General features: G+C 74.8%; 13 protein-coding genes. 8 read left to right on the forward strand and 5 right to left on the reverse strand.

What is annotated here, in order from left to right; all coding sequences use genetic code 11:
• Positions 1–56 precede the first annotated feature (56 nt).
• Together ABD823_RS12360 and ABD823_RS12365 are read left to right on the forward strand one after the other, a co-directional pair.
• Positions 57–395 carry a type 2 periplasmic-binding domain-containing protein gene (locus ABD823_RS12360; RefSeq protein WP_344859151.1) on the forward strand — a complete coding sequence of 113 codons (339 nt, stop codon included), beginning with the start codon at positions 57–59 and terminating at the stop codon, positions 393–395.
• Between the two features lie 293 nt (positions 396–688).
• On the forward strand, positions 689–1,879 hold the full coding sequence (locus ABD823_RS12365) for a coiled-coil domain-containing protein (RefSeq protein ID WP_344858949.1): 1,191 nt from the start codon (positions 689–691) through the stop codon (positions 1,877–1,879).
• Positions 1,880–2,089: 210 nt separating this feature from the next.
• On the opposite strand, the gene ABD823_RS12370 is transcribed toward ABD823_RS12365, so the two are convergent.
• Positions 2,090–3,682 (reverse strand): MFS transporter, encoded by a 1,593-nt coding sequence (locus ABD823_RS12370; RefSeq protein WP_344858951.1) that lies wholly within the window; start codon positions 3,680–3,682, stop codon positions 2,090–2,092.
• A gap of 309 nt (positions 3,683–3,991) precedes the next feature.
• On the opposite strand from ABD823_RS12370, the gene ABD823_RS12375 reads away from it, so the two are divergent.
• Positions 3,992–4,585, forward strand: a complete 594-nt coding sequence (locus ABD823_RS12375; protein WP_344858952.1) for a helix-turn-helix domain-containing protein — start codon at positions 3,992–3,994, stop codon at positions 4,583–4,585.
• A gap of 219 nt (positions 4,586–4,804) precedes the next feature.
• On the opposite strand, the gene ABD823_RS12380 is transcribed toward ABD823_RS12375, so the two are convergent.
• Entirely contained in the window at positions 4,805–5,500 is a 696-nt protein-coding gene (locus ABD823_RS12380; protein ID WP_344858954.1) for a TetR/AcrR family transcriptional regulator, read from the reverse strand.
• Positions 5,501–5,609: 109 nt separating this feature from the next.
• On the opposite strand from ABD823_RS12380, the gene ABD823_RS12385 reads away from it, so the two are divergent.
• Together ABD823_RS12385 and ABD823_RS12390 are read left to right on the forward strand one after the other, a co-directional pair.
• Complete coding sequence (locus tag ABD823_RS12385; protein ID WP_344858956.1) at positions 5,610–6,344, forward strand: SDR family oxidoreductase; 735 nt, start codon at positions 5,610–5,612, stop codon at positions 6,342–6,344.
• A gap of 127 nt (positions 6,345–6,471) precedes the next feature.
• Entirely contained in the window at positions 6,472–6,678 is a 207-nt protein-coding gene (locus ABD823_RS12390; RefSeq protein WP_344858958.1) for a tautomerase family protein, read from the forward strand.
• A 65-nt stretch (positions 6,679–6,743) separates the two neighbouring features.
• Here ABD823_RS12390 and ABD823_RS12395 read toward each other — a convergent pair whose 3' ends face one another.
• Positions 6,744–7,208, reverse strand: a complete 465-nt coding sequence (locus ABD823_RS12395) for a pyridoxamine 5'-phosphate oxidase family protein (protein WP_344858960.1) — start codon at positions 7,206–7,208, stop codon at positions 6,744–6,746.
• Between ABD823_RS12395 and ABD823_RS12400 the strand changes: the two genes are divergently transcribed.
• A complete protein-coding gene (locus ABD823_RS12400; RefSeq protein WP_344858962.1) occupies positions 7,207–7,689 on the forward strand; it encodes a MarR family winged helix-turn-helix transcriptional regulator in 483 nt (160 codons plus the stop codon). The genes ABD823_RS12395 and ABD823_RS12400 overlap by 2 nt on opposite strands.
• Before the next feature lie 243 nt (positions 7,690–7,932).
• On the opposite strand, the gene ABD823_RS12405 is transcribed toward ABD823_RS12400, so the two are convergent.
• A complete protein-coding gene (locus ABD823_RS12405) occupies positions 7,933–8,367 on the reverse strand; it encodes a hypothetical protein (protein WP_344858963.1) in 435 nt (144 codons plus the stop codon).
• Positions 8,368–8,609: 242 nt separating this feature from the next.
• Between ABD823_RS12405 and ABD823_RS12410 the strand changes: the two genes are divergently transcribed.
• Positions 8,610–10,364, forward strand: a complete 1,755-nt coding sequence (locus tag ABD823_RS12410) for a GAF domain-containing sensor histidine kinase (RefSeq protein ID WP_344858965.1) — start codon at positions 8,610–8,612, stop codon at positions 10,362–10,364.
• A gap of 5 nt (positions 10,365–10,369) precedes the next feature.
• Here ABD823_RS12410 and ABD823_RS12415 read toward each other — a convergent pair whose 3' ends face one another.
• Positions 10,370–11,182, reverse strand: a complete 813-nt coding sequence (locus ABD823_RS12415) for a neutral zinc metallopeptidase (protein ID WP_344858967.1) — start codon at positions 11,180–11,182, stop codon at positions 10,370–10,372.
• 104 nt (positions 11,183–11,286) lie between these two features.
• Here ABD823_RS12415 and ABD823_RS12420 point away from each other — a divergent pair, with 104 nt between their 5' ends.
• Positions 11,287–12,012, forward strand: a complete 726-nt coding sequence (locus ABD823_RS12420) for a MerR family transcriptional regulator (protein WP_344858969.1) — start codon at positions 11,287–11,289, stop codon at positions 12,010–12,012.
• Positions 12,013–12,191: the final 179 nt, after the last annotated feature.

Here is a 12,191-nt window from a genome sequence, read left to right on the forward strand (position 1 = left end):
TGCTGCCGCGTAGCCGCAAGCCCTGATGTGTCTATCGAACCGGGGCAACTCCAGACCTGGCCGACGAGATCGTCATCGGCGGTGCCAAACCCGACTACTGGCGGCAGGCCCTCGTCCCCAGCCACACCCCCGGCGGGCGGCCGATCCGCGTGGGGCCGGCCGTCACCGCCGAGAGCGAACTGCTGCCGATCCTGTCCAACGGCGAAGCCGTCGCGCTCGTACACTCCCATGCCAGCCGTTACCACTCCCGGCCCGACATCGTCTACGTACCGATTCGCGACGCACCTCCAGCACGGTGGGCGCTGCTGTGGCGCACCGCCACCGAAACCGACCTGATCCGCTCCTTCGCTCACACCGCCCGCCAGGTCGGACCCAGCGTCGCCGGACACGAGTGACCTGCGGACAGCCGCCGGCGTGGTGTTCACCGTGCTGGCGGCGCTGCCGGGGCGGTGGCCGTGAAGGATCCCGATCACAGGAAACCGTCGGCGACCTGCGCATTGACACCTCATGCAGAGTCCTAGACATCCTGGTGCAGAGTCGCACTGACGCCTCGGTCGGACCGGTGGCCCGCCACCTTCCAACTTGCGGGAATTGTCATTCCCGGTAGTTGGTGAACACTTCCAGCGGCGCAACAGACCAGATTTGTTTATTTTTATTTTCCAGAAAAAAATAATGCTAGGCTGAGCCCATGACGGAGCAGACGGCTGCGGTCAGGCCGTGCAAGCACTGCGGGCGCCCGGTCGAGCAGCGGCCGGGGCGGGGACGGCCACGCTCCTACTGCCCGGACGGCGACTGCCAGGCCGCGGCCAAGCGGGAGCGGGAGCTGCGCCGGGCGACCCCGGGGCTGGAGGGGGCGCTGGCCCGGGCGGAGGAGTTCTACGAGCGCATGGAGAAGGGCATGGCGGCGGCCATCGCCCCGCTGGCCCAGGTGCTCGCCGAGGAGCTGAGCCCGGCCGGGGTGGAGGCGCGGATCAGCGCGGTGCAGGCCGAGGCGCACACCAGGGTGGCGATCGCGCGCACCGAACGGGAGCAGGCGTTCGAGCAGGTACGGCTCGCCCGCGAGGCCGCCGAGCACGCCCGCCGGGAGCGCGACGCGATGGCCGCGCAGGCGGCCGAGGCCCTGGCCGAGCGCGACACCGCGCTGCGCGACGCCGAGACCGCGCGCGAGCAGGCGCTGGCCGCGCTGCGCGAGGCGGCCGGCACCGAGCGCATGGCCAGGAAGGCCGAGGCGCAGGCGCGGCGCAGGGCCGAGCAGGCCGAGGCGGCGCGGGACGCGGCGGTGCGGGAGATGGCCGAGCGGGTGGAGGCCGCAGAGGCCGAGCGCGACGAGGCGCTGGCGCGGGCCGTACAGGACCGGGAGCGGGCGGAGCGGGCGCTGGCCGAGCGCGACGAGGCGCGCGCCGCGGCGGAGCGGGCGAGCGAAGCGAGGACCGAGGCCGAGCAGGCCGCCGCCGCCGCGGCGGCGCAGGCCGAGGCCGCCGCCGCCGAGCGGGACAGAGCCCTGGCCCGCGCCGACGAGCAGGCCCGGGCACGGGCCCAGGCGGAGATGCACGCGGTCGAGGCGCGCACCGCCCAGGCGCAGGCGCAGGCGCAGGCCGTACAGGTCGAGGCGGACGCGGCCGCGCGGGTCGCCGCGGCGGAGGAGTCGGCCGCCCGCCGGGTCGCCGCCGCCGAGCAGGAGGGGCGGGCGCTCCGGCAGGACGCCGAGCGGATGCGGGCCGAGCGTGACGAGGCACGCCTGGAGCTGCTGCTGGAGCGGTCGCGCGTGGCCGATCTGCGCCAGCAGCTGGAGGCCGCGCGGGCCGAGGCGGCCGGGCTGAGGGAACGGGCGGTCGCCGCCGAGCTGCGCGCCGCGCCGCCGCCGGAGACGCCGGGGTGACCGTCCGGTTCCCGGCGTCCCGGCCCGGTGCCGGCCGTGCCCGGCCGGCGGATCGGCGCAGCCGGCCTCGGCGCGGCAGGCTCCGGGGCTTTTCCGCGCCGGGTACGGGGGGCGACGGAGAGGACGGCGGCGGAAGAGCGATCGGAGCGCTCCGCGTCGCCGCGTGTCCCGGGCGCCCGCGGAGGGCGGCCGTTGCCCGGTGCCGTGCGGTCAGCGGGCGGTGACGGCCTCAGTGGCTTCCGCCTCGTCCTCGATCGCGGCAGGCGTGTTCTCGGGGCCGCGGAAGGCGATGTAGACGAGCAGGACGCCCATGACGGCGGCGCCCGCCCACATGGCCTGCCGCCAGCCGTCGACGAAGGACTGCTGGGCCGCGTGGAGCAGGTCCTGCGCGTGCAGGCCGGCGCCGCCCGCCGCTGCGACGGCGTTGGCCACGCCTTCCCGCGCGGTGTCGGCGGCCTCCTGGGGGACACCGTGCAGCCTGTCGTCGATGGCGCCGCGGTAGCCGGCGGACACGAGCGCGCCGAGCAGGGCGACGCCGAGCGCGGTGCCGAACTCGCGGGTGACGTCGTTGAGTGCGGAGGCGACGCCCTGCTTCCCGCGCGGCAGGGAGGCGGTGATCGCCTCCGTGGACGGGGTCATCGACAGGCCCATGCCGACGCCCATGGAGAGCAGGCCGGGCAGGACGGACGGGTAGCCGCCGCCGACGGAGGCGAACAGGGCCATGAGCGCCATGCCGACGCCGGACAGCGCGATGCCCGCCACCGCGGTCGAGCGAGCGCCGATACGCGCGGCCGGCCTGGGGGCCAGGCCGGAGGCCGTCATCATCATGACGGCCATGGGCATCATCGCCGTCGTGGACAGCAGGCCCGACCAGCCGAGTACGGCCTGCAGGAACGGGAAGAGGACCACGCCGATGCCCGCCTGGATACCGAAGACCACCAGCAGCGTGATCGAGCCGCCGGCCAGTCCGCGCTCCCGGAACAGCCGCACGTCCAGCAGCGAGGCGTCGCGGCGGTGCAGCTCCCAGGCCACGAAGCCGACGGCGGCCACGAGGCCGACGGCGAGGCCGAACAGCGTCGCGGGGGCGGTCCAGCCGCGTTCGGGGCCTTCCTGCAGGGCGAAGATGAGGCCGACCACGGCGACGGCGGAGACCACTGCGCCGATGGTGTCGAATCGGTGGGCCGAGGTCTGGCGGGAGTCGGGAACCGACTTCAGCGTCATGGCCAGGGCCACGAGGACCAGCACCGCCGGCAGGACGAACAGCCGGCGCCAGTCGGCGACGTCGACGAGGAGCGCGGAGAGGAACATCCCCAGGACGCCGCCGCCGCCGGCGATGCCGGTCCACACGCCGATCGCCTTGCCGCGCTGCTCTTCCGGGAAGGTGGAGGTGATGACGGCGAGCGTGATCGGCATGATCATGGCGGCGCCCACGCCGCCCGCCACGCGGGAGGCGAGCATCACCTCCGCCGTCGGAGCCAGGCCCGCGACGACGGTGGCGACGCCGAAGACGCTCAGTCCGGTGACGAGCACGGGCTTGCGGCCCAGGCGGTCGCCGACGGCGCCGAGCGGCAGCAGCAGTGCGGCCAGGGCGAGGGTGTAGCCGTTGATGATCCACAGGACCGTGCTCTGGGAGGCGTCGAATTCCACGGCCATGTGGGTCTGCGCGACGTTCAGCCCGGTCACCGAGGCGATGACCGCCATCAGGGCGATGGAGACGGTGATCAGGATCGTGCGCAGCCGGCGCGCGTCGGGGACGTCCCCGCCATCGGCCTGCGCGGCCTGTACGGGCTCGTTCGTACTCATGGGATTCCTCTCGAAATGGGCGTGCCGAGTCGGCGCCGGAGCATGGCCGGCCGCCGGGTGAAGGGGGGCGGGGCCCGGGCCGCCGCACACGTCGAGGCAGCGGCGGCTTCAGAGCGCCCGGGCCCCCGGCGCGGGCCCGCGTCCGGGCCGCCACAGCCGGGACGCGTCGACGGCCCCGCCGGGTGGTGCGTCGCTCGCGTGCGGAGAAGCCGTCGCAGTCGTGGCCTCCTGCCTTTCCCGGCCGGGCGTCGCGGACCGTCCGGACACGACGTTAAGCCGTGTTTGCGACTGAGGCATACGATGTTGCTCATGACGCAAGAAGATGGAGACCTGGACAGCCTCGTACGCAAACGCATCCGCGCCCTGCGGGTGGCGCAGGGCTGGTCCCTGGAGGAGCTGGCCTCCCGTGCCCGCATCAGCCAGTCCTCGCTGAGCCGCATCGAGAACGGCCGGCGCCGCCTGGCACTGGACCAGCTGGTCACCCTCGCCCGCGCCCTGGACACCACGCTGGATCAACTCGTGGAGACCGCCGCCGACGACGTCGTCACCAGCCCGGTGATCGACGGCGCCCGCGGCCGGATGCACTGGACCGTCAAGGCCGACCCCGGGATGAGCGTGGTGCGCCAGCGCATGACCGGGCCGCCCCCCGAGAACCCGGCGCGCATGCGCGCCCACCCGGGACGCGAATGGCTCGTCGTCCTGTCCGGCACGGCGGTCCTCATGCTCGGTCACCGCCGCTTCCGCCTCGAGACCAACCAGGCCGCCGAGTTCCCCACGATGATGCCGCACGCGATCGGCGCCGAAGGCGGGCCCTGCGAGATCCTGGGCATCTTCGACCGCGACGCCCGCCGCGGTCACCAGCGCGACGACGACGGCGACGACGCCCAGGGCGCTCCCGGGTGACGGCGCGGGCCGCGCCGCGGCCTGCGCAAGCGCGTCCGCGCCGCGGCCGGCCGCCTGCACGCCGGACGCGTGCCCCACCGCGGCGCCGGCCGTGCCCGACGCCGGCAGCCGCCGGCGTCACCGTCGGGAGCGGAGGCGCCACCACCGTCGGCATCGCAGGCTCCCGCAACCAAGCGATCGGCCGCTACGTCCTCGGCGTCCCGCGGCGCATCCGGCGGATCAGGGCTGTGCGATGCGTTCGAGCCATCGCTGCAGGAGAGCGGTTTCGGCCGGTTCGAGGGCGTCGGTGCCGCCGAGCTGGAGTTGTGCGCGCAGGCGCAGCGCGGCGGTCCGCAGAGGATCGGCGTCCTGCCGGGCGGACGTCTCGGTCAGCACGTGCGAGAACACGGCGTCGCGCATGCGGTGGGACAGCGCGGGGTCCTCGAACAGAGCGGGTCTGGCGATGTGGTCCAGCGCGGTCCCGATGTTCGCCGACAAGATCAGCTGAGCGGCGGTCCGCGGTTCGAGCTTCAGCGCGCCCACCGCCGCGCACCGGGTGAGCGCCGCCACCAGCAGGTCCATCACGCGATCTCGCGCCGTCGAGTGCGACCACGGCCGCGGAGTGAACATCAGCTGGTAGAGGGCGGGGTTCGCCCGCGCGAACGCCATGTGGCCGTCCCAGCCGGCGTGCAGGTCGGCGACCGGGTCGCCGGTCTGCTCCTGGGCGGCCTTGAGCGCGGCGTACCGCTCGTACCCGTGGTCGGCGACGGCGTCGAGCAGCCCGCGCTTGTCACCGAACAAGCGGTAGAGCACGGGCTGGCTCACGCCGACAGCCTCGCAGACCGCGCGCGTGGCGATCTCGTGGTCGGAGGAGGACGCCAGTTGCCGCTCCGCGGCCTCGATCATCGCCGCGCGGAGCGTGTCCGTCTCTGCCATGCGATCGATGATAGCGCCACCCGATAGCGGCGATACGAATCTGTGCTACCGTCGTCTTGTAGCGCCGATACGGCAGATCCATATCGGCGATAGGGGAGAGGAGTCCTCCATGAGTGATCAGCGCGTGGCCGTCGTCAGCGGCGGCTCGCGGGGGATAGGCAGGGCGATCGCGGTGGCGCTGGCGGCACGCGGCTGCGCGGTCGCGGTGGGGTTCCACGGATCGGCCTCCGCCGCGGCACAGGTGGTCGAGGAGATCACGGCGTCCGGGGGCCGGGCGGTACCGCTCCGGGCCGACGTGGCCGACGAGGGCGCCGTCGCGGAGATGTTCGACGCGGCGGAGAAGTCCTTCGGCGGAGTCGACGTGGTCGTCAACTCGGCGGGGCGGCTGTCGCTGTCCCCGATCGCCGACCTCGACCTGGACGAGCTGGACGCCCTGCACCGCACCAACATCCGCGGCGCGTTCGTGATGGCCCGGGAGGCCGCGCGCCGCCTGCGCGCCGGGGGCGCCCTCGTCAACCTGTCCACCTCCGTGGTCGGCCTGCAGTTCCCCGGCTACGGGGCGTACGCCGCGAGCAAGGGCGCCGTCGAGGCGATGACGCTGGTGCTCGCCCGCGAGCTGCGGGGACGGGACATCACGGTCAACGCCGTCGCGCCCGGACCGACCGCCACCGAACTGTTCCTGGACGGCAAGGACGAGGCGACGATCGAGCGGCTCGCCAAACAGCCGCCGCTGGAGCGGCTCGGCACCCCCGAGGACATCGCCGAGGTCGTCTCCTTCCTGGCGAGCCCGGCCGGACACTGGATCAACGGACAGGTCGTGCGCGCGAACGGCGGGATCGTCTGATCGCCGCACGGCGGGCCGTCGCCGTCGCCGGCGCCTCCGGGCCGGGCCCTACCGGTGCGCGGGCGCCGAGGGGCTGCCGTCCTCGGCCGCCTCACTCCGAATCACCATCGCACGAAAGGTAGTCATCATGCCGTTCGCCAACCTCAAGGTCCCCGCCGACACCCTGACCCCCGAATCCAAGAAGAAGCTCATCGACGCCGTCACCGACGCCTACGCCGAGGTGTACGGCGAGCGCGCCAGGGCGACCACTCTGGTCCTCCTCGAGGAGGTCCCCGACGGCGGCTGGGGCCTCGGCGGCGGCGTCCTCACCGCTGAGATGCTCGGCCGCAGCTGACCCGCCCGGAGGGCCGGGCGGGTCAGCTGCCCGGCCCAGCCCGGCGCGGACACCGCCGCCGCCGGTCAGGCGGGGCGCCGCCACGCCGCCTTGAGCGTGCTGAGCCGCCAGGGCGTCATCTTGAGCACGGTGATGCGCGCGTCCCGGTGGTCCTCGCCGCCCAGGATGCGCGGGTCGTAGCCGAGCGGCTCGTCCGCGTTCGCGAACAGGTCCCACACCTTCTTCCTCGTCGCCTCGTCATCGGCGAAGGCGGCCTCGCACTCGGCCACCGCCACCTCGTGGGCCGGATCCCAGTACGAGCACGACACGTACGGATGCTGCGACAGGTGCGCCACCTTGAGCGGGGTGGGACGGGTGAGGACCCATCCGACGACGCCGTCGCCGGTCCGCTCCCAGTACGGATGCATGACACGGGAGCGCGGCCGGCCGCGGCCGTCCACGGTGGCGAGGGAGCACCACACGATGCGGTGGGCGATTCCCACGAACTCCTCGAGCAGGTCGGCGGGCGGGACGGGAGAATTCACAACCATGGTTGTTAATTCTCGCACGGAGACGCTCGATCTGTCCCTGGTGGCCCTGTTCGCCGGCTGGGCCATGACGGACGAGGTGCGGCGCCGCATGGCCGACGACGGCTTCGGCGGCCTGCGCTTCAACGACGGCGTGGTCATCCAGCACCTCCTGCAGGCGCCGCTGTCCGTCACCGCCCTGGCCGAGCGCATGGGCGTCACCCAGCAGGCGGCGTCCAAGGCCGCCGGTGACATGGAGCGCCGCGGCCTGCTCACCCGTGAGCCCGCTCCCGGCGACGCCCGCACCCGCCTGCTTCGCCTGACACCGCACGCCGCGGCCGCCGTCGAGGCGGCCCGCGCCCACCGCGCCACGCTGGAGGCCGAGCTCGCCGAGCGGTTCGGCGCGGACCGGATCGCCGAGACCCGCGCGGTGCTCGCGGCCGTCCTGGCCCACCTCGACCGCGATGACGCCGTCCGCAACCGCAGGGTCCGCCCGCCCGCCTGACCTGCGGCCCGCCCCACGTCCGGGGCGGCATGGGCGTCGTCGGCGGCACGGTCTTCGCCGTGGGCGTGCCCTTCGCCGAGCCGGTTCCCGCCGCACCGCCGCTGCGCCCGGCGGCGGGGTTCGAGGCGGCGGCCGAAGGCCGGCGACGTCGAGGAGGCCGTACCCGCGCGCCGCGGTCCGCCGCCTCGCACGCGGGGGAGTCCCCGGCCGAGGCGGCCGGGGACTCCGGAGGCCGTTGGCCGCCTACTCGACGGTGACGGTGACGATGGGCCCGGTGGTGATGTCGCCGGTCTCGACGTCGCCGACGGTGATGGCGCCGGGCACCTCGGTCTCGGGCGCCTCGGTGCCGGGCTCCCCCGTCCCGGGCTCCCCCGTCCCGGGCTCCCCCGTCCCGGGCTCCCCCGTCCCGGGCGTCTCCGTCTCGTCCTCGCCGTTCTCGTCCTCGCCGGCGGCCGACGGGACCATGCTCGGGAAGGCCGGAGCGGTCGGGGCGGCCGGAGCCTGGGGCGGGATGAGGGCCGTGGCGGGGCCGGATTCGCACTGGCAGGTGACCCAGCCGCCGGTTCCGGGCAGGGCCGGGAGGTTGGGGTCGGGCTGGGCCGAGGCGGGGGTGCTGGTCAGCAGCAACCCGAAGCCGGTCAGTGCGGCGGCCGCGATCGGCCGGAGGTGACGGGACATGACGGTTCCCTTCTCTGACGGACGGTTTACACCGTTTATCCCATTTGTCCTTTCCGTCCCTGCCTTCCCGCTGCCGTCACCGGTCAAAACAGCCCACCCGGCACGCCCCGTACCGGTGCCGCCGGGACGCCCTGCCGCACCGGGCGTCCCGGCCGGTGCGGCAGGGCGCGGAAACCGCCCGACCGGCCGGCCGCCTCTCCCCGGAGCCAACGAGGTCCCGGCCGAGGTGCGAGACTCCCGGTATGACCGACAGGCAACGGCACGCCCTCAGCCCGCACATGCGCCTGGACGACCTGCTGGCGGAGCTGCAGAGCCGCCTGGAGGCGGTGTTGGCCACCCGCGACCGGGTGCACGCGCTGCTGGAGGCCGTGGTCTCGGTGGGCAGCGACCTCGATCTGGAGACCGTGCTGCGCCGCATCGTGGAGACCGCCGCCACCCTCGTCGACGCCGGCTACGGAGCGCTGGGCGTGATCGGGGAGGAGCGCGCGCTGGTGCAGTTCGTCCCCGTCGGGCTGAGCGAGGAGGAGATCGCCCGCATCGAGCACTGGCCGCACGGCAAGGGCCTGCTCGGCCTGCTCATCAGGGAGCCGAGACCGCTGCGCCTGGCCGACATCGCCGACCACCCCGCCTCCTACGGATTCCCGCCCGGCCACCCGCCGATGGGCTCCTTCCTGGGCGTGCCGGTCCGGGTGCGCGAGGAGGTCTTCGGCAACCTCTACCTGACCGAGAAGCGCGGCGGCGGGCAGTTCGACGAGGACGACGAGGCGATCGTCGTCGCGCTGGCCGCCGCGGCGGGCGTGGCGATCGAGAACGCCCGCCTGTACGAGGACACCCGGCGGCGCGAGACCTGGCTGCAGGCCTCCTCGGAGATCACCACCAGCCTGCTGTCGGGGACCGGCCCCCAGGAGGTCCTCACCCGGGTGGCGCGCCGGGCACGCGAGATGGCCGACGCCGACATCGTGGCCGTCATGCTCCCCGACGGCACCCGCGAGACGCTCCGGGTGACGGTGGCCGACGGCGAGGCCGCCGACCTGCTGGCCGACCACCGGGTGGCCGTGACCGGCTCGCTGTCCGGGGACGCCTTCCTGCGCGGGGAGCCCCTGATGTCCACCGACCTGTCCGACACCGACATGCTGACCGTGACCGCCGAGCACCTGGCCGTCGGCCCGGTGGCCGCCGTGCCCCTGGGCGCCGCGGGGGTCGTGCGCGGCGTGCTCAAGCTCGGCAAGCGCATCGGCCGCCTGCCGTTCAGCCAGGCCGACCTGCGCACGCTGCACGCCTTCGCCGGGCAGGCGGCCCTGGCCCTGGAGCTGGCCGAGGCCCGCCGCGACGCCGAACTGCTCGGCCTGCTGGAAGACCGCGACCGCATCGCCAAGGACCTGCACGACGTCGTCATCCAGCGGCTGTTCGCCGTGGCGATGACGCTGATGGCCACGGTGCGGAAGGTGGACCGGCCCGAGGCCGCCGGCCGCCTGCAGCACGCCATCGACGAACTGGACCAGACCATCCGGCAGATCCGCTCGACGATCTTCGCGCTGCAGACGCCCCGCGACACCGCCGAGCCCAGCCTCCGGGCGCGGATCGTGGAGCTGGTGGAGAGCTCACGCGGGCACCTGGGCTTCATGCCGGGCCTGCGCATGGAGGGCCCGCTCGACGCCGAGGTCCCCGCACCGGCCGCCGAGCACCTGCTGGCGGTCCTGCGCGAGGCGCTGACCAACATCCTGCGCCACGCCAAGGCCACCCGGGCCGAGGTCGCGGCGGAGGCCGCCGGCGGACGGCTGACCCTGACGATCAGCGACAACGGCGTCGGGCTGCCCGCCGGCACCGGGCGCGGCGGCCTGCGCGGCCTGGCGGAGCGCGCCGCCGGCCTGGGCGGATCCTTCCAGGCGGTGTCGCCGCCGGAGGGCGGGACCCGGCTGGAGTGGAGCGTGCCGCTCGGCGGGCCCGCCCCCGGTCCCGCCCGCCGACAGTCCGAGGGCGGGCCCGGGGAAGGCTGAGCGCCTCAGGACACCCAGGACCGTTTCGCGCTCCAGGTGTCGCAGGCCGACGGCGACAGCGCGCCGTAGCCGCGGGTGAACCAGCGCAGCCGGTCGGCGCCGTCGCCGTGCGTGACGGTGCCGTGGAGGCGGTCGGCCTCGTCGTCGCCGCTGCGGCGGATCGCCTCCGACAGCGCAGCCCAGTCCCGCCCGGTGCGGGGCAGCGAGTGCCGCACGCTGCCCAGGAACACCCCGGCCAGGCAATCCGCCTGCAGCTCGTAGCGGCGCTTGAGCTCGGTCAGCAGGGCGCCGCGGGCACGGGCGGCGCGCCTTTCGTAGGCGGCCCGGATCCCCGTGAGGCTCTGCAGGTGGTGGCCGTACTCGTGGGCCGCCTGCTTGAACGGGTACAGGTCGGTCCGGTCCTCGATCCACGGGCCGGTGAGCGGGAAGACCAGCGTGCCCTGCTCCGTGCAGTAGAAGGCGTCCGCGTGCGGCCACCTCTGCCCGCACACCCGCGCCACCGGCTCGTCGTAGAAGCGCACCCGCGGCGCGCGGAACCGCAGCCCGGCCCGGGCCAGATGGGCCGACCACGACCTGTTCAGGCACGCCACGGCCGCCGTCAGGTATTCGCGCGCGCGGGGGATCCCCCCATCGGTGATCGGCGGCTCCGAGCACTCCACGGCCGCCAGCCTGCCGGTCCTCACCAGCGGCGTGCCCGGCGGCTTCTCCGGCGGAGCGGCCTGCGCGGCGGCGCCGTACGGCGGAGCGGCCAGGCACACGGCCGCCGCGAGGATCCCGAGGACCCGGCGGGAACCGCCGGCGGGCAGGAGGATGCGCATGGTCGGACAGCTTAGAGCCGTCCGGCCGCGGGCCCGCACCTGGTAAAGATTGTCGCGGACGGCCCGCAGGCCGCCGGGGGCGAGGACGGAAGGGGCGGGCGAGGGTGGGCCGTACGGACAGGGCGCTGCGCCCGGTCGACCTGGCGCGGCTGGTGGGCATCTCGGCCCAGCAGGTCCGCAACTACGCCGACACCGGCGTCCTGCCGCCGGCCCCGCGCACCCCGAACGGGTACCGCAGGTTCGACGACCGGCACCGCCGGGCCCTGCTCGCCTACCGGGCCCTGGCCCGCGGATACGGGTCGGACACCGCCAGGTCGATCATGCAGGCCGTGCACACCGGGGACCTGCCCGGCGCGCTGGCGCTGGTCGACGCCGGCCACGCCGCGCTGCACGAGCAGCGCCTGGCCCTGCGCGCGGCGGGCGAGGCACTCGAGGCGGTGGCCGGGCAGGTTCCAGGCCCCCCGTCGCCGCGTGCGGGTCTGCGCATCGGAGAACTCGCCGCCCACCTGGGCGTGCGCGCCTCCGCGCTGCGTGTGTGGGAGGCCGCCGGGCTGCTGGCCCCGGGGCGCGAGCCCGGCACCGGCTACCGCCGGTTCGGCCCGGCCGAGGTCCGGGACGCACGGATGATCGCCATGCTCCGGCAGTCCCGCCACTCCCTGGAGCGCATCCGGCCCGTCCTGGAGGGCCTGCGCCGCACCGGCAGCACCGAGGCGCTGCGCGCAGCCATCGCCGAGCGCGGGGCCGAGCTGACCCGGCGGGCGGCGGCGATGCTGGAGGGCTCGGCCCGCCTGCACCACTACGTCACGGCCGAGGACCCGACCGCCCGGTGAGCGGGCGCTCACGGCACGGGCGCCATGGTCTCCAGGACGGCGCGGCGCAGGGTGAAGCACGATGCCGTCTCCCACCGGACGGCGGGCGCCCGTTTCCTCCGCCGCAGGAGGGAATGACCTGTCACCGGGGGAGCGAACCGATGGACGATGGAGCGCGAGCGTGAACGGCAGGCCGCTGA

Source organism: Planomonospora alba (assembly GCF_039534085.1).
Lineage (GTDB): Bacteria > Actinomycetota > Actinomycetes > Streptosporangiales > Streptosporangiaceae > Planomonospora_B > Planomonospora_B alba.